This is a genomic window from Sediminicola sp. YIK13 (assembly GCF_001430825.1).
Lineage (GTDB): Bacteria > Bacteroidota > Bacteroidia > Flavobacteriales > Flavobacteriaceae > Sediminicola.
This window is the reverse complement of record NZ_CP010535.1, coordinates 2,253,980-2,271,090: the sequence shown is the minus strand read 5'-3', so window position 1 is coordinate 2,271,090 and position 17,111 is coordinate 2,253,980. Positions and strand designations below refer to the sequence as shown.

Annotated in this window: 14 protein-coding genes; 4 read left to right on the top strand and 10 right to left on the bottom strand. The window is 40.8% G+C overall.

Features of this window, described 5'->3' with window-relative positions; genetic code table 11:
* Positions 1–4: 4 nt before the first annotated feature.
* Together ccoS and SB49_RS10055 are read right to left on the bottom strand one after the other, a co-directional pair.
* On the bottom strand, positions 5–208 hold the full coding sequence (ccoS, locus tag SB49_RS10060) for a cbb3-type cytochrome oxidase assembly protein CcoS (RefSeq protein WP_062056200.1): 204 nt from the start codon (positions 206–208) through the stop codon (positions 5–7).
* A 104-nt stretch (positions 209–312) separates the two neighbouring features.
* On the bottom strand, positions 313–2,688 hold the full coding sequence (locus SB49_RS10055) for a heavy metal translocating P-type ATPase (RefSeq protein ID WP_062059091.1): 2,376 nt from the start codon (positions 2,686–2,688) through the stop codon (positions 313–315).
* A gap of 189 nt (positions 2,689–2,877) precedes the next feature.
* Between SB49_RS10055 and SB49_RS10050 the strand changes: the two genes are divergently transcribed.
* Positions 2,878–3,780, top strand: a complete 903-nt coding sequence (locus tag SB49_RS10050; RefSeq protein WP_062056198.1) for a universal stress protein — start codon at positions 2,878–2,880, stop codon at positions 3,778–3,780.
* On the opposite strand, the gene SB49_RS10045 is transcribed toward SB49_RS10050, so the two are convergent.
* The gene (locus tag SB49_RS10045; RefSeq protein ID WP_062056196.1) at positions 3,770–4,000 is read right to left on the bottom strand and encodes a hypothetical protein; all 231 of its coding nucleotides are present in this window, start codon (positions 3,998–4,000) and stop codon (positions 3,770–3,772) included. The genes SB49_RS10050 and SB49_RS10045 overlap by 11 nt on opposite strands.
* 66 nt (positions 4,001–4,066) lie before the next feature.
* The gene (locus SB49_RS10040) at positions 4,067–5,272 is read right to left on the bottom strand and encodes a hypothetical protein (protein ID WP_145758377.1); all 1,206 of its coding nucleotides are present in this window, start codon (positions 5,270–5,272) and stop codon (positions 4,067–4,069) included.
* Positions 5,273–5,489: 217 nt separating this feature from the next.
* Between SB49_RS10040 and SB49_RS10035 the strand changes: the two genes are divergently transcribed.
* Complete coding sequence (locus SB49_RS10035) at positions 5,490–6,767, top strand: NAD(P)/FAD-dependent oxidoreductase (RefSeq protein WP_062056194.1); 1,278 nt, start codon at positions 5,490–5,492, stop codon at positions 6,765–6,767.
* Between the two features lie 299 nt (positions 6,768–7,066).
* A complete protein-coding gene (locus SB49_RS10025) occupies positions 7,067–8,224 on the top strand; it encodes a homogentisate 1,2-dioxygenase (RefSeq protein ID WP_062056190.1) in 1,158 nt (385 codons plus the stop codon).
* On the opposite strand, the gene hutG is transcribed toward SB49_RS10025, so the two are convergent.
* The 5 genes from hutG to hutH form a co-directional block, all read right to left on the bottom strand.
* Positions 8,206–9,192, bottom strand: a complete 987-nt coding sequence (hutG, locus tag SB49_RS10020) for a formimidoylglutamase (RefSeq protein WP_062056188.1) — start codon at positions 9,190–9,192, stop codon at positions 8,206–8,208. The two genes, SB49_RS10025 and hutG, sit on opposite strands and share 19 nt — an antisense overlap.
* 56 nt (positions 9,193–9,248) lie before the next feature.
* Entirely contained in the window at positions 9,249–10,568 is a 1,320-nt protein-coding gene (locus tag SB49_RS10015) for an MFS transporter (protein WP_062056186.1), read from the bottom strand.
* 196 nt (positions 10,569–10,764) lie between these two features.
* Positions 10,765–12,774: a urocanate hydratase gene (locus tag SB49_RS10010; protein WP_062056184.1), complete on the bottom strand. Its 2,010-nt coding sequence runs from the start codon at positions 12,772–12,774 to the stop codon at positions 10,765–10,767.
* 1 nt (position 12,775) lies between these two features.
* Positions 12,776–14,032 carry an imidazolonepropionase gene (gene hutI / locus SB49_RS10005; protein WP_062059086.1) on the bottom strand — a complete coding sequence of 419 codons (1,257 nt, stop codon included), beginning with the start codon at positions 14,030–14,032 and terminating at the stop codon, positions 12,776–12,778.
* Position 14,033: 1 nt separating this feature from the next.
* Positions 14,034–15,614, bottom strand: a complete 1,581-nt coding sequence (gene hutH / locus SB49_RS10000; RefSeq protein WP_062056182.1) for a histidine ammonia-lyase — start codon at positions 15,612–15,614, stop codon at positions 14,034–14,036.
* Between the two features lie 79 nt (positions 15,615–15,693).
* On the opposite strand from hutH, the gene SB49_RS09995 reads away from it, so the two are divergent.
* Positions 15,694–16,593 (top strand): LysR family transcriptional regulator, encoded by a 900-nt coding sequence (locus SB49_RS09995; RefSeq protein WP_062056180.1) that lies wholly within the window; start codon positions 15,694–15,696, stop codon positions 16,591–16,593.
* Here SB49_RS09995 and SB49_RS09990 read toward each other — a convergent pair.
* Complete coding sequence (locus tag SB49_RS09990) at positions 16,586–17,101, bottom strand: DUF456 domain-containing protein (protein WP_062056178.1); 516 nt, start codon at positions 17,099–17,101, stop codon at positions 16,586–16,588. The genes SB49_RS09995 and SB49_RS09990 overlap by 8 nt on opposite strands.
* Between the last annotated feature and the right edge of the window lie 10 nt (positions 17,102–17,111).

Sequence of the window (17,111 nt, the reverse complement as noted above, 5' to 3'; positions counted from 1 at the left end):
AATTTTATTGATTATTCTCTTTTGGTTGATTCAATTTTTTGGATTCTGGTTCAGGTGCGGCTTTGACCAGTTCATCTTCGAAGAGCATGCGCACGGAAGGGGTATAGGTGTCATCATATTGACCATTTTTGACGGAAAAAATAAATGCGGTAAAAAAGACTACCGCAACTACGATACTAATTGTCAACAACACATATATAACACTCATACCTATTCCAATTTTGGCGTAAAACTAGGTCTGCCGCAAAGGACAAAAAATGACATTTATCAGGTTTTAGATTTTGGTTTTTCATATTGTTGGTTGCCAATGCCTTAGGATAATTTTTTTCCAATTATATGGGTTGCCACCGTTGTAAACGCTACGATGCTAATGGAACTCAAGGGCATTAAAATAGCAGCTATCACTGGTTCCAATTGTCCGGTAACGGCAAAAAACAATCCAATTACATTATAGAGCAGGGACAATACAAAACTCAACTTGATAACCTTCATGGCTTGCTTTGAAGCTAATATGTAGGAAGGTAATTGTGGTAATTTTGTGGCGTCCAAAATAGCATCACAGGCAGGTGAAAACACATTTATATTTTCTGAGATGGCAATGCCCACATCGCTTTGAGCCAGGGCGCCAGCATCATTGAGTCCGTCACCCACCATTAATACCCTTTTATGTTTTTGCTGTTGGGTGGCTATAAAGTCTAATTTATCTTCTGGTTTTTGATTGAAGTGTAGCGGAGTGCCCAAGGGTACCAATGCCTCCAAATTGGATTTTTCACCGGCATTGTCACCAGATAGAATGGCCAATTCCATATTACTTTGCATGCTATTAAATACATTAGAGATCCCTTCCCTATATTCATTATGAAATACAAAGCAACCTTTGTACTCATCGTTGGCACTGATATGTACAGCCGTATTTTGGTTGGCCAACCCGCTCTTATTGCCTACAAAGGTTGCAGACCCAATTTTTATTTGTCCGTCTTCCTTAGCACCTTGGATACCATGGCCTATATGTTCTTGATATTCATCCAGTGTGACTATATCATGCTCGGCCAATAAGTCGTAAAGTGCCCTACTCAAGGGATGGTTAGAGGCCCGAAGTGTATTTTTTAGGAGGGATTCTTCTGCTAATGTAAGGTCCATCCCTTGATAGCTAACCGTTTCTTTTTTTGTAGTGGTAATGGTTCCTGTTTTGTCAAATATGGCCATATTCACCCGCGCTAGCCGTTCAATGGTCTGACTGTCTTTGAGATAGAATTTTTTGTGTCCAAAAATACGAAGCATATTGCCCAAGGTAAAGGGAGCTGCCAAGGCGATGGCACAAGGACATGCAATAATAAGTACTGCAGTAAATACATTAATCAACCTACCACTGTCTATAAATAACCAAAATAGGGCCGCAGTGAATGCTATTGTAAGTACCCCTATGGTAAACCTTTTTCCAATACGATCTGTTAGGGTCCGAAAACTAGTGGTGCGATCTTTTTGGAAAATGGCATTTCCCCATAATCGGGTCAGATAACTTTGTGGGACAGATTTTAGAGCCTCCATTTCAAACGCTCCCGAAAGCTGTTTCCCCCCGGCATAAATTTTATCACCGGGTTCTTTGTAAACAGGGGCAGATTCCCCACTGACAAAACTATAATCGATCTTCGCATTGCCAAGTAGTAACAGTCCGTCCACAGGAATCAATTCTTCGTTTCTGATCAGAAGACGATCTCCTTTTTTGATATGGTGAAGTGGTACGGTATCTTCCGTGCCATCATTTAAAATCCGGGTGATGGCAACGGGAAAATAAGATTTATAGTCCCTCTCAAAGGAAAGAAAGGAATAGGTTTGCTGTTGGAAAAACTTTCCCAATAATAAAAAGAAAACCAATCCCGCCAAACTATCAAAAAATCCAGATCCCCAATCGAAAATAATTTCCAGAGAACTTCTAATAAAAAGGACAGATATTCCCAAAGCTATGGGGACATCTAGATTCAATAAATTGGAGCGGATACCTTTATAGGCTGATATAAAATAATCCCGGGCTGCGTAAAATACAACAGGAAGGGAAAAAAAGAACATAAGCCAGCGGAAAAGGGGCTTATACTGTTCTATCCAAAACTCTCCAACTTCAAAATATTCTGGAAAGGATAGGAACATTATATTGCCAAAGGCGAAACCCGCCACTCCCAATTGGTAGATCAGGGTATACTCTTTTTTATTTATTTTTTGGTCGTAATCCTCCAGGGAGATATTGGGCTCATATCCAATTCGGGTCAGTAAAAGAACCAGCTCTTTTAGACTGATGGTCTGCCAATTATAGCTTATTCTGATTCTTTTTTTTGGAAAATCTACCTGTGAGCTAAAAATGGATTTATGGAGTTTATTAAGGTTTTCCAAGATCCAAATACAGGAACTACAATGGATATGGGGAATATAGAGCGAAATGATCTGCATGTCGTCATCTTGGAACTCTACTAATTTGTCTGTGATCGCCTCTGACGAAAGAAAGTCATATTTGCATTCAGTAATTTTTGGAGAGGCTCCTGCAGCTGCTTGCAAGTCATAGTAATAGGTGAGGTCATTACTCGAAAATATCTCGTAAACCGTTCGGCAACCTTGGCAACAGAAGTTTTTTTGATCATATACAATGTTATCTTGAACGCAATTGTCCCCACAATGGTAACATGTGTCTGTACCCATATTTTTGTTCATTTTACCCGGTACAAAAGTGAAGTCCCATATACCTTTAAAATATGACATCTGTCAGTTTTCGTTAGATTAGGTAGCTTTTTCGAAACCTGATTAAAGTCATAGTTTCCATTTAGGTCTTCCTATAATTTTGACCTACCCGTTAATTAATGGGAGTTAGGGATCTTTATTTATAGTACTTTGAAGAAAATATTAATAGCTACCGATTTTTCTGAAGACGCTTGGAATGCGACTAAATATGCCATTGAAATGTACAAGGATTCGGATTGTATATTCTATTTATTAAATACATATACGCCTGCAAAAGCTTCAAGTAGTTTTATGGCCGAGGCTCTGGCAGGACATGATTTGGAAGATGTCATTAAAACGAATTCAGAGAATGCATTAAAAAAGGTGGTAAAGAAAATAGATGAAACTTGTAAGTATCCAAACCATAGGTATAAGACCATTTCCTCCTTTAACTTATTGGTTAATAAGATCAAGGCTATAGTCAATCAGGAAAAAATAGATCTAATAGTAACAGGGGCAAAGGGAGCAACTGGTTTGGAAGAGGTATTTATGGGAAGTAATACGGTCCGTATCATCAAAAGCATTAAAAATTGTCCGGTACTTGCCATTCCAAAGGATTTTCAGTTTTCTGCACTTTCTGAAATTGCCTTCGCTACAGATTTTAACCGGTTTTATACAATTTCGGAATTGCAACCCCTTTTAGAAATGGCAAAAGCTTTTAAAGCATCCATTCGTATCGTTCATGTGCAATATAAAAAAAAGGAACTGACGGAAATCCAACAGTTCAATTTAGATATGCTTTGTAAATATTTAAAGGGTGTGGAACACAGTATACATACTGTTTCAGAATTAAACTCTGTTTCTAAAACATTGGAGGCCTTTACGGACGAGATGGATATACATTTGTTGGCCATGCTCAATTACCAACACAGCCTTATAGAAAATCTAACAAAGGAACCCATTGTAAATCGTTTGGTTTTTCATTCACACGTACCATTACTCGTCATCCCTGAATTGGGGATGGGTGCCTCATCGGGATCCAAAAAACATTCGGAAATCCACTTTACCGGTTAGATTCCTTTCCTATGGGATGGTCCTCATAGAAGTCCTCAAATGTCTTATAGGTTTTATAGTCGTCCACCAATACCCTATACACCATGTATATCAGAAGGGCTTGGCCCAAAACGGTCAAATAGAATACCCAATTAAAGGGGTAATCTAGTGCTGCCATAATAGTTAAAAGTAGGAGGGCAATAGTGGTTATGGCTACCGTACCCATTGTAGAAACTTTCATTTTTATTGTTAAGTTACTACATATCATATATTTGAGGTGTTAACAAAGTGATAATTCTATTTGGATTTATTGGTTCCAGAACTTATCCTGCGACGGGATACTTTTATTTTTGCCTAATGCCAATGGACTAAATTCTAATTTGGCAAAAAGGTACCATACGCTTGAAGATATGGTTGAAGTAATATCCGCGTGGTCCCAAAGATCCTCTGATCCATATGTTGTCCCAAAATTGGAAGTATAGGGAATACCTTTGGCATTTACCAAAGTTGTACTTTTAATGAAGGTCTTCTCTAATTCCTCTAAAAGTACATTGGCCTCACTCTCCAATCCTGCATTTTGAAATGCCACTGCCATTTGCGCTGTTCCTTCCAGCCAAATCACATCTAGGTCTTCATCAAAACAATATCCAATTATTTCCTCCCCTGTTAATGTAGAGGTCTGTGTGTTTTTATACCGTTCGGCTTGGTATAAGACCGTAACAGGAAAGTTTTCAAGGGTATTGAAACCCAAGGTATGAAGGTCCAAAGCGTATTTGTAGGCAGGATTCTCTGGCCAGGCCACCAATAATTGCTCATTGGAATCCCAACGTTCGTTTTTTAGATAAAGAAGTATGTTCTTATGAAAATCGTCATACCCCTTCACAGCGTTAAAAGCGGTTACTATGCCTTCAGTTACTTTATGAATAGATGTTCCATCCTCATTTTGTCCTCCAAAGAGACCGCCATCCTCATCTTGTAAGGATCGTAACCATAATTCCAGTTCACTGGACAAACGATTGTATTTATTTGAACCCGTGGCCTGGTGGTAATTGTTCAGTGCAATTAGCAACCAAGCATTATCTCCCATCCAGATCCTGTCATGATGATCTCCCTGTTTGTTTCTGGTCGCGTAGAATCCGCCATTTCCTTTTAAAAGTTCATTCTCTATTTGTCCATCAAAATAGTCAAAGATGGCCTCTGCCTTATCGTATTTTTTCAAAGCCGTAAAAGCTATGGCAGACAGGGCATTATCGTATAAGGAAACAAAATCGCCATTTTCAGTACTTTCCAGTAAGCCATTGGACAGTTGCATTTTTCCCAACCAGTTGGACGTCTCTGTCCAAACTTCATTGGAGACCTCTTTGTTCTCTGGATTGACCACCGTAATTGTTTCGGTATCAAACTCTTCTAGTTGTAATTCTTCGTTAACTTCCAGGCTTTCACTGGAACAAGAAATAAGGGTTGTGATGAATAGGAAACAACACAAGACTGGGATTTGTATAAATTTTTGCATACTGTAGGTTTGTAGTATCAACCCTACAAATATATTGAGAATATATTCTTTTTTATTCAAGTTTACGACAAGCAGTCACAAATCCCGCTAAGTTACTTAACGCCGTTTTCTTAACTATTTTATGTGCTGTTCATCGGATTCATACACATACATAAATTGCCCAATTATAACTTCCTATCTGCTTAATATTCAGTAATTTTATCAAGAAATAGACATTATGAACCTTCCGGATATAGGTAAAAGGCGAATTGTAATCATAGGAGCCGGATTTGGAGGAATCTCCTTGGCCAAAAAACTTAAAAATTTGGATGTGCAGGTTGTGGTCATCGATAAGCACAATTACCATACTTTTCAACCTTTATTGTACCAAGTGTCCACAAGTGGTCTCGAGCCAGATTCTATAGCCTATCCCATCCGTAAAATTTTAAACCGTCTCAACAATTTTTATTTTCGATTGGCAACCGTACAAAAAATCAATGTGGAGGCCAAAGAGGTGGTGACTGATATAGGCAAGCTTACCTTTGATTACTTGGTAATTGCCACGGGCACCAAAACCAATTTTTTTGGGAATACCAGTATCCAAGAACACGCTATGCCCATGAAAAGTGTGCCTCAAGCGTTAAACATACGCAGTCTTATGCTACAGAATTTTGAAAAGGCAGATGATGCAGTAAGCCTGGAAGAACGAAAGATGTTGATGAACTTTTGCATTGTAGGAGGGGGGCCAACTGGAGTAGAGCTATCCGGAGCCTTTGCTGAACTCAAAAAAAATGTGTTCCCTAAGGATTACAAACATCTGAACGTCGATAACATGGAGATCCATTTGTTTGAAGGCGCCGATAGAATATTGCCTCCTATGAGTGAAAAAGCATCGGAGAAAGCAACCCAATTTTTAGAGGAATTGGGAGTGAGTATTCATTTAAAGACCATAGTGAAGGATTATGATGGGGAAAAAATGACTTTGGAAAACGGGGAGGTGATGAAAACCAAAAATTTCATTTGGGCGGCTGGAGTAACTGGTGCCTTATTGGAAGGATTTTCAAATAAAACTTTAGTAGATCGGTTAAATAGGTATAAGGTAAACGCCTTTAATCAAATAGAGGGCTATGATCATATTTTTGCTATTGGGGATATCGCTTCCATGAATTCCGATGAGTACCCTAAGGGCCACCCTCAAGTGGCACAGCCAGCCATTCAACAAGGGCAGCACTTGGCCAATAATTTCGAAAGGATTTTAGCTGGGAAAACCATGGAACCATTTTCCTACTTTGATAAGGGAAGCATGGCCACAGTGGGGCGCAACAGGGCGGTGGTGGATCTTCATAAATTACAGTTCGGAGGTTTCTTAGCCTGGTTCATTTGGATGTTTGTGCATCTTATGGCCTTGGTGGGCTTTAGAAACAAAGTGATCGTCTTTTTCAACTGGGCATATAATTATATCAATTATGACAAGGCGGCACGATTAATTGTAAGGCCATATTCCAATAAAAAGTAATGCTCTTTTCAAAATGGATATGAAAAATTGAAGGGAGGGGATGCAGTCATATTAATTTCCTTTACTATCTTTGCTTGGTTGTGTTGTGTCTCATTTGAGACCAAGGTTGTGGAAACCGAATTGTTGTTCGGTCCAACCAATGAAAGGCTTTCCTATATGGGAGGCTTTTTTTGTTTCTGGGATAGTACCCATTTCCAGTATTTGCAGTTCCTTTAATTATTATTCATTTGGGGATTAATATTTTACAAAATCTTTATTTTATCGTATTTTTACTGAGGATATAATAAAGAATAAATCACATGCCACTTTATCATAAATTAGGTAAACTACCTCATAAAAGGCACACCATTTTTAAGAAGGAAGATGGAACCTTGCATTATGAACAATTATTCGGAACCATAGGTTTTGATGGAATGTCATCCCTTATGTACCATTTGCACCGACCAACCATGGTCAAGGAAGTGGGCAAGAGTATTGATATGAGACCAAAAGCGGCTGTGGAACACAACATAAAATCCAGGCTGTTGAAAGGGTTCCAGGTAAAGCCGGAAAATGACTTTCTTGAGAGTAGAAAAATTGTGCTCTTCAACAACGATGTGCATGTGGGTCTTGCCGCTCCAAAAAAATCCATGACGGATTATTTTTATAAGAATACCGATGCCGATGAGATGCTTTTTATCCATAAGGGAACAGGCATTTTAAAGACCATGTTGGGAGAGATCCCTTTTGAATATGGCGATTATATTATTATCCCAAGGGGGATGATCTACCAGATTACATTTGATACTGAGGATAACCGATTGTTAATTGCGGAATCCTATCATCCTATATATACTCCAAAGCGATATAGAAACTGGTTTGGCCAACATTTGGAACATTCCCCTTTTTGTGAACGTGATTTTAAGTTGCCTAAAGATTTAAAAGCACATGACGAATGGGGCGATTTTGTGATCAAGGTTAAAAAACAAGGGCAATTACATCACTTAACGTATGCTTCCCATCCTTTTGATGTTGTTGGTTGGGATGGGTACAATTTCCCATATGCATTTTCCATTCATGATTTTGAACCAATAACCGGGAGGGTACACCAACCACCACCAGTACATCAGACTTTTGAAACAAGTGCCTTTGTGGTCTGCTCTTTCTGTCCGAGGATGTATGATTACCATCCGGAATCCATTCCGGCACCCTATAATCACAGTAATATAGATTCTGATGAGGTGCTATATTATGTGGATGGCGATTTTATGAGTAGAAATAATATTGACAAAGGATATATCTCCCTGCACCCCGCAGGCATTCCCCATGGGCCGCACCCCGGAGCCTATGAACGAAGTATTGGCCATACAAAAACCGAGGAATTGGCAGTAATGATAGATACATTTAAGCCCTTGCAAATTACCCAGACTGCACTGGACATTGACGATGGAACCTATTATCAGTCTTGGTTGGAGTAATCCAATCTATGCATTATAAAATGAATTAATCCCGCAGCCAATTTGGCTGTTTGATGATCTATGTCTAAGCTTGGATTTAGCTCAGCTATGTCCAAGCTTATTAATTTATCGGAGTCAATAATTATTTTCAAAACTTCCATAACGATGTCTGGAGCAAATCCCAATGGGGACGGAGCACTCACCCCTGGGGCATATGCCGATGAAAATCCGTCCAGATCTATGGTCGTATAGATTACGTCTACCTCTTTAATAAAATGCTGGATAATCTTAAGGTCATGGGCCAAATAGTGCATGCTAAAATGCTCGTTTTCCACAAAGGTGACTTCACGGTTTTCAGCAGTTTCAAAGAGGACCTTGCTATTGGCATCTTTTCTTATGCCCAGGCACATATAGCGGAAAGCTGTTCCTTCCACTTCACATTCTTCGGCAATCTGATAAAAAGGTGTGCCAGAATTAGCGCCATCTTCATTGGAGCGCAGATCAAAATGGGCATCAAAATTTATTATGCCTATAGTTTTGCTACCTCCTTGGGATTTCAAATGTTCCTTAATACCATTATAATGGGCATAGGCTATATCATGGCCACCCCCTAAAAGAATAGGAAATACATTCATTCCCAATAATGTTTTGACGGTTTGCGTTAATCGACGCTGTGTTTTTTTTAAATCGCCATCATTGCAATCAATTGTGCCAGCATCAAAAATAGATTGGGTCTCTGATAAATGTTCGGGTTGTTTTCCCAATTGCATTCTAATGGCATCCGGACCCATTCGTGCACCTTCCCTTCCCTTGTTCCTTTTTACCCCCTCATCGCAAGCGTAACCTAAAAAGACAATGTCCGATTTTTTGATCTGTGCTTGAGCCAAAGATTCAATGTCCAGGAATCTGATCTTTTGATGAAGATATAGGTTCTGGTCCGACTCACGTCCGGTCCAGTTTTCAGGTTTTGGTTTGGAATAGGCTTCCATTTATTCGTGTTTTGATTATTTGTTCAATATTAATTGCTCCTCAACTGAATTGACGGCTATTGTACCTCAGGTAATCTGGAACTGGTGTAAGCTCCTGCGATTCCAAATAGCGACAGGACTAGTATTATCCCCTCAACCGAAAATATGGATGCTAAAGCACTTATTCCTCCGGTGATCAAAAGTATGATCCCAATAAGTGTATTGCTAACGGCAACGTAGTCAGTTCTTTTGTTGCCCCCTGCCATATCTACAATATAGGTTTTTCTACCTAACCTAACCCCGCTATGAGCTATACCAAGCAAGAAAAAAGCTAAAGGATATAACCAGTAATTTTCTCTTAAACTGTCCATCCATGTTATGATAACAAAAATGGCAATACCCAGCAGGGCGGCAATTAAACCGCTCCTAACCATAACATTCTTACTGGATTTGTCCGCCATAGCTCCCCAGAATGGAGCACTAATGATGGAAGCTAGGCCGTTGGCAATGATAAAGAGACCCAAGAGGTAGCTTTCCTTCCCCAAATAGGTCTGCGCCAATAGCACATAATAAGGGGCTGTTAGGGCAGAGCAGAGCAAAAGGGATCTGGAGATAATGAAATTCCTGAAAGGTTTGTCCGTTTTAACCAAGCTCATTTTCGCCAGTGCCTCCTTCAAGCCATTTTTTCCGCCCGAGGTTTCTCCAGGAAATTCTTTGATATTGGCATAAACTAGGGCAGCCATCAACCATAGACTCCCTGCAAAGAAAATAATATAACTATAAAAGAGTACATCCTGATCCTCTTTGGATTTATAGATCATAAACAATCCTGCCAAAAGGACCAATACGCCAGATACAGAAGCGGTATAGCCCTTTAGTTTACCGCGTCTCGTTTTAGGAATGGTCTTGCCTAGAACATCCTTTGAAGCCACGGAACAAAGTCCACGGGAAAGACTAAATGCCACTAGACAAAGAACAATATACCAACCTGCCACCGCTCCTTCAAAATACATTGCGATCAATCCTATGGCCGAAATGGAAAAAAATTGAAGTACAGAGCCTATGACCCAAATCCATTTTCGAATTTCTTTTTTTCGAACATAACTCGCGATAACAATTTGGGGCAACATAGAGCCAGATTCGCGAATGGGTACAATAAAACTGATCAGGTAGACGGGGGCGTTTACATAGCTCATCAGCCAAGCCAGAACCGTTTTAGGGTTACTCAGCGTATCTCCCAAGGATGTGAGAGTGTTACTGATCAGAATAAGAAAATAGTTTTTAGGTGTTGATCTACATGCTGATTCCTCTATATCCTTACATATTCTAGCGTCTTCCTCATTATTGATGAAGTCGTAAATATTTTCAAGGTTTAGACTTTTATTTTTGGTATTCATGGGCCACTTACCGTATTAAATGGGAGGTGATTATAATAATTGAAATTTTATCCAACTCTAAAGATACATTATCTTATTTTTTAAATGGTAGGGATGCCTGAGGAAGGTCAAATTGGCAAATCAAAAGACGGAACCACTTAATGGAGATGAAACTCAACTTAGAGGTGATCCCCTTCCTCAATTAGATAACAATAGGCTAATTTTTATCGAATAATCCTTCCAATAAATTATCCTCCACTAGATTGGGAAGGGTGACTTTTAAATTAGGAGTCCTGTCCATCTCACGTTGTATTGCAAATAATGCCTCCTTGTTTCTGGCCCAACTTCTTCTAGAAATACCGTTGTTCACATCATAGAACAACATATTTTTTAGTTTCCTGGACGCTTCTTCAGAACCATCCAGTACCATGCCGAAGCCGCCATTGATAACTTCTCCCCATCCAACGCCGCCACCATTATGGATGGATACCCAGGTAGCTCCCCTAAAACTATCCCCTATTACATTATGGATGGCCATATCGGCCGTAAACTTACTGCCGTCATAAATATTACTGGTCTCCCTAAAGGGTGAATCGGTACCGCTAACATCATGGTGGTCCCTTCCCAGAACAATGGGGGCAGTAATTTCTTTTGATTTAATGGCTTGGTTGAATGCTTCTGCGATCTTGGCGCGGCCCTCGGCATCGGCATATAAAATTCTCGCTTGAGAACCTACGACCAGTTTATTGGATTCGGCTTCACGAATCCACTTTATGTTATCGGCCATCTGCTGTTGAATTTCTGATGGTGCATTGACTTTAATGCCCTCCATTACTCCTAAGGCAATAGCATCGGTCTTTCTTAAATCCGCTGCATCCCCTGAAGTACACACCCATCTAAAGGGTCCAAAGCCATAATCAAAACACATGGGCCCCAAAATATCTTGCACATAGGAAGGATATCTAAAGTCGATCTCATTTTCAGCCATTACATCTGCACCGGCTCGGGAAGCTTCTAGAAGAAAGGCGTTGCCATAATCAAAAAAATAGGTTCCATTAGCCGTATGCTTATTAATAGCAGTGACCTGTCTTCTCAATGATTCTTGTACCTTTTCTTTAAATGCTTCTGGTTGAGTACTCATGAGTTTATTGGATTCTTCAAAAGTCAATCCAACGGGGTAATATCCGCCAGACCAAGGATTGTGAAGGGAGGTTTGGTCCGATCCCAAATGGATAAATACTTCCTCCTCATAGAATTTTTCCCAAACATCCACAATGTTTCCAATAAAGGCAATGGACACTACCTCCTTTTGTTGGATGGCTTTTTGTACCCTTTTGGTCAATTGATCAAGGTCTTCCAAAAGTTCATCTACCCAGCCCTGTTCGTGTCTTTTCGTAGCTGCTGCCGGATTTATTTCTGCACAAACGGTTATGCATCCTGCTATATTTCCTGCTTTTGGTTGCGCTCCGCTCATACCACCGAGCCCCGCGGTCAAAAATATTTTTCCAGTGGAGTCCTCTTCTTTATTCAACACTTTTCTAAAAGCATTCATCACCGTAATGGCCGTGCCGTGCACAATTCCCTGCGGACCAATATACATATAAGAACCTGCTGTCATTTGACCGTACTGGGTAACACCCAAGGCATTATATTTTTCCCAATCATCTGGTTTGGAATAGTTTGGGATCATCATGCCGTTTGTAACCACCACGCGCGGTGCCTCCTTTGAAGAGGGAAACAACCCCATAGGATGCCCGGAATAGATATGTAAGGTCTGCTCTTCCGTCATGGTGGCCAAATATTTCATGGTCAATAGATACTGTGCCCAATTCTGAAAAACTGCCCCATTGCCCCCATAGGTAATCAGTTCCTCTGGATGTTGTGCCACAGCCGGATCCAGATTGTTCTGGATCATCAGCATGATAGCTGCTGCCTGGGATGTTTCGGCCGGGTATTCATGAATGGCTCTTGCCCTGAGTTCGTAGTCAGGTTTAAACCTGTACATGTAAATCCGCCCGTAGTCTTGCAGTTCCTGAGCAAATTCAACTGAAAGAACTTTGTGCCATGCCGCCAGGAAATACCGAAGGGCATTTCGTATCGCCAATTTTTTTTCTTCCAATGATAGGATTTCCTTTCTTTTTGGAGCCCTGTTCACGGTGGAAGGTATTTTTTTGGCTGCCGGCATTTCGGAGGGAATACCCTGAAGTATCTGTGCTTTAAAATCCATTTTAATCGTGCTTTTTGTCCATGACCAAGTTTCCTTTTTTCCAAACTCTGTTTGGTTTTAGGGATCCTTGCTGGTATAAGATTTCTTTGTAATCGTGGATGGGAAAAGTAACAAGATCGGCCAAATAGCCCACTTCCATTTTTCCCCTGTCTTTTAAGTTCAAGGCCAAAGCCGCCCTAAAAGTGATACCCGCCAATACCTCTGCATTGGAGAGTTTTTGGAAAGTTCCCAGAATGGCCGCTTGGGTCAATAAATCTCCCATTGGGGCAGAGCCGGGATTCCAATCACTGGCAATCGCTAGTGCCCCTCCTGCATCCAAAAGTTCACGGGCAGGGGTAAAGGCACATCCCAACCCTAAAGAGGCTCCAGGGAGGGCCGTGGCAATCACATTGCTATTCGCCAATGCTTCTATCTCTTTGGAAGTACTCGCTTCTAAATGGTCTGCACTAACCGCATCAAATGCTATGGCCACTGCGCTTCCAGAAGTAGAAAACTGGTCGGCATGAACCGTAATGTCATAGCCCATAGCTTTTGCTTTTGTAAAGTAGGGCACTATATCATCTTTGGTATAGGCACTTTCCTCAATAAAGGCATCTATTCTGTTACTTAGTTTTTCCTCCTTTAATTTGGGAAAAAGTTCGGTGCTGATTTCTTTCAAATAGTCACTCGATGTTCCCGAATAATCCTTAGGGACCATGTGTGCCGCCAAACAGGTGGCAATAAGATCTGCAGGTAATTTTTGATTCGCTTCCTTTATAGCATATAACATTTTGAGTTCTTCCTTTACAGAAAGGCCGTACCCACTTTTGACCTCTATCGTGGTGATCCCATTTTCCAGATGTTTATTGGCCCGTTGTATGATCAAATCAATCAATTCGGTTTGGGAAGCCTTTCTAGTCTGGGTTACCGTATCCCAAATTCCTCCACCGCTTTTGGCTATTTCCAAATAGGATTTCCCTGCATTGCGCATGGCATAATCATTGGCCCTTGTGCCTCCAAAGCAAATATGGGTATGTGCATCTACAAAACCTGGAAGGCAAACATCGGTACCGTCCAAGGTGATGATTTTTGCACCTAAATCTTTTGCCGTTGGGAGCATTTCCGTAAATTTTCCAAGGGCATATATTTTGTCGTTCTCTATAAGAATCCCACCATCTTCTATGATCAACAACGCTTCATCGGATATAGCTCCTTTGAGGTCTAAATGGGTCATTGGCAGGATCTGGGCAAAAGGCCCTATAAGTTGGTAGTTGTGCATATTAGTAGTTTTCAAATTCATTGGAATATTGGGTAGAAAGATCTAATTTCTCCCGTTTACTTACGCTGTCTATAACCTTTATGATGGTTTTGTCTTTGATCATGGCAATTCCGGCCTCTATATCATTGGCAAATACCCGGTCTTTATCTGCGAAAGCAACTTTAGTCCTTATTTTCTTATGGATTTCGTCCAAGAGGACGCCCGATTTCATGGGTTTACGAAATTCAAAGGCCTGGGCAGCCGTTAAAAGTTCTATGGCCAAAATCTTTTCAACATTTTCCAAAACTTGCAACGCTTTTCTGCCACTTATGGATCCCATGCTAACGTGGTCTTCCTGTCCCAAAGAAGTAGGGATACTATCCGCACTGGATGGGAAGCACAACCCTTTGTTTTCACTTGCCAAGGCAGCCGTAGTATATTGTAGGATCATATAACCCGAGTTGATCCCGGTGTCCTTCATCAATAATTTGGGTACTCCAGGGCTATTGCCTTCCAAGGCCAGATAAATCCTTCGATCCGAAATGTTCCCTATTTCTGAAGCGGCCAAACAAGCGTAATCCAAGGCCATTGCCAAGGGCTGACCATGAAAACTGCCCCCACTGATGGTCAGTTCTTCATCAATGATAATGGGATTGTCCGTTACTGAATTCAATTCAATTTCCAAGAGTTCCTTTAGATGGAGCCACGCATTTCTGGAGGCACCATGGACCTGTGGCATACAACGCAATGAGTAAGGATCTTGGACCCTCTCACAATCAATGTGATCCTCCATAATCTCTGAACCTTCCAAAAAGGATTTGATCCTTGTAGCCACATGAATATTGCCTTTATAAGGTCGTAGAGCATGCAGTTCGCTATAAAAGGGTTTTATCGAGCCCTGTAGTCCCTCTATCATCATAGTTCCTATGATATCAGCTTGGGAAAGACAGCTGTGCAGTTTTTCGACCACCTTTACGGCATGGGCGGCAATAAACTGTGTGCCGTTGATCAAGGCCAAGCCTTCTTTTGGGCCTAATTCCAAGGCTTTAAGGCCTGTTTTTTTATAAAGTTGTGCCGTGGTTATTTCTTCATTTTTATAGCTGACTTTACCCAGACCAATAAGGGGTAGGAATAAATGGGAAAGGGGAGCAAGGTCTCCAGAAGCTCCAACGGATCCTTGAGATGGAACTAGGGGAATGGCATCATTATCTATATGCCAAATAATTCGATCCAAGGTTGTTTCCGCAATTCCTGAATATCCCTTGGCGAGCGATTGGACCTTAAGGATCATCATTAATTTTACAATTTCAGAAGCAATAGGAGTGCCTACACCAACACTGTGGCTCTTAAGGATGTTGGTCTGTAATATTTTTGTCTCGGCCTTGGATATTTTGGTGGTACAAAGAGGGCCAAAACCAGTATTGATTCCATAAACAGCATGACCTTTATCAACGATATTTTCCACAATTGTGCGACTCCGGATTACCTTTTTTCTTGTATCGTGTGAAATGCTGCCCCTGGTTTTACCATTGGCAAGGGATAGTGCTATACTGGCAGAGAGTTGGTCTTCTCCGTACGAAAATGTCTTTGGTGCGGGAATCATAGATTACAATTTTAATACTATAAAATTATTGATTAAGTTTGATAATCACCAATACCAATTTTGTCAATATTCAATAGCTATGGGTTATCAATTAGAACTTAGACATTTTAAATATTTTTTAGCTGTCGCTGAGGAATTGCATTATCGAAAGGCGGCTGAAAAGCTTTGTATCTCCCAGCCTGGGTTGAGTAGGCAAATAAAACAAATGGAGGAGATTTTGGATACCCCTTTGTTCGTTCGAAGTAAAAAAAAGGTGTCCCTCACCCCTGCCGGGGCATATTTAAGAGCGGAGCTTCAATATATTCTCAATCACCTTGATCTGACCACCAAACATTTGGAACTTCTAAAAGATGGAGATTCTGGAGAGGTGCGTATTGGTTTTTTAGGTTCTGCCATGCAGAATGTAATTCCCGACCTTTTGATTGCATTAAAAGAGAAGTATCCCAAGGTGAGGACTAGTTTGGAAGAACTGTCTAACAGTGCCCAATTGGATGCCGTTATGAAAGATAAACTGGATATTGGATTTGTGCGATTGGCGAGGGTTCCTGAGGACATTCATATTCACCCTGTATTTGAGGATACCTTTTCTGTGGTACTCCCTGAGGCTTATCCGATTTTGTCAAGGGAGTTTGAAGGAGTACATCAGCTATCGGGTGAAAATTTTGTGCTCTTCGCCCAAGATTACAGTCCGTTGTATTATGATACCATCATGAGTATTTGCGAGGATGCCGGCTTTACACCCAAGGTGTCCCACAAATCGGTACATGCACAAACCATATTTAAATTGGTGGAGAACAATCTAGGGATTGCCATTGTGCCCACTTCCCTCCAGTATGGTTTTCATATGCGCGTAAAATTTTTGGAACTTAAGAATATTCCTCAGCGAGCCATTCTTTCGGTGATATGGAAGAAGGATAATAGGAATCCCGCTTTAAAACATTGCATGGATTTGTTGATGAGTCAAAAAAACATTAATTAAAAAATGGGAATAGCATGCTTTTGTATTCCCAGACCATGGATATAAAAAGTCCTAAATAAACCGCGGCCACCACGAACTTTATGAAGGTACCTGTCAAAAATCCAAGAAAAGAACCGAAGGCCGATTTCAATGCGGTTTTATGATCTGTCCTGTTGATCAGTTCTCCTACCAAGGCTCCAATAAAGGGCCATATAATGATACCAAATATACCCAGAATTGGAAATAACAGGGCTATCAAAAGCCCAACTGTGGTACCTATCATACCAGCTTTACTTCCCCCAAACCTTTTGGTCCCTATTACCGGGATAATGTAATCTAGGGCAACAACGAGAAGGGCAATACCTAAGGTGATCCCTAAAAACGCCCAGTCCATGGGAATAACCGAGGTAAGATGCAGTAGGAGTAAACCCACCCAGCTGATAGGCGTTCCCGGTAATACGGGGAGAAAACTACCTAGAATCCCCGTGAGCATTAATACAAACCCTAGAATGACCAAAAGAATATCCATGTTAGTACCT

What these genes read in the sequence shown, in the direction of transcription:
- SB49_RS10055 (WP_062059091.1), bottom strand. Translation starts at nt 2,688, where the DNA reads ATGGGTACAGACACATGTTACCATTGTGGGGACAATTGCGTTCAAGAT.
- hutG (WP_062056188.1), bottom strand. Translation starts at nt 9,192, where the DNA reads ATGGAAGCCTATTCCAAACCAAAACCTGAAAACTGGACCGGACGTGAG.
- SB49_RS10025 (WP_062056190.1), top strand. Translation starts at nt 7,067, where the DNA reads ATGCCACTTTATCATAAATTAGGTAAACTACCTCATAAAAGGCACACC.
- SB49_RS09995 (WP_062056180.1), top strand. Translation starts at nt 15,694, where the DNA reads ATGGGTTATCAATTAGAACTTAGACATTTTAAATATTTTTTAGCTGTC.
- SB49_RS10010 (WP_062056184.1), bottom strand. Translation starts at nt 12,774, where the DNA reads ATGGATTTTAAAGCACAGATACTTCAGGGTATTCCCTCCGAAATGCCG.
- SB49_RS10035 (WP_062056194.1), top strand. Translation starts at nt 5,490, where the DNA reads ATGAACCTTCCGGATATAGGTAAAAGGCGAATTGTAATCATAGGAGCC.
- SB49_RS10015 (WP_062056186.1), bottom strand. Translation starts at nt 10,568, where the DNA reads ATGAATACCAAAAATAAAAGTCTAAACCTTGAAAATATTTACGACTTC.
- ccoS (WP_062056200.1), bottom strand. Translation starts at nt 208, where the DNA reads ATGAGTGTTATATATGTGTTGTTGACAATTAGTATCGTAGTTGCGGTA.
- hutH (WP_062056182.1), bottom strand. Translation starts at nt 15,614, where the DNA reads ATGATTCCCGCACCAAAGACATTTTCGTACGGAGAAGACCAACTCTCT.
- hutI (WP_062059086.1), bottom strand. Translation starts at nt 14,032, where the DNA reads ATGCACAACTACCAACTTATAGGGCCTTTTGCCCAGATCCTGCCAATG.
- SB49_RS10045 (WP_062056196.1), bottom strand. Translation starts at nt 4,000, where the DNA reads ATGAAAGTTTCTACAATGGGTACGGTAGCCATAACCACTATTGCCCTC.
- SB49_RS10040 (WP_145758377.1), bottom strand. Translation starts at nt 5,272, where the DNA reads ATGCAAAAATTTATACAAATCCCAGTCTTGTGTTGTTTCCTATTCATC.
- SB49_RS09990 (WP_062056178.1), bottom strand. Translation starts at nt 17,101, where the DNA reads ATGGATATTCTTTTGGTCATTCTAGGGTTTGTATTAATGCTCACGGGG.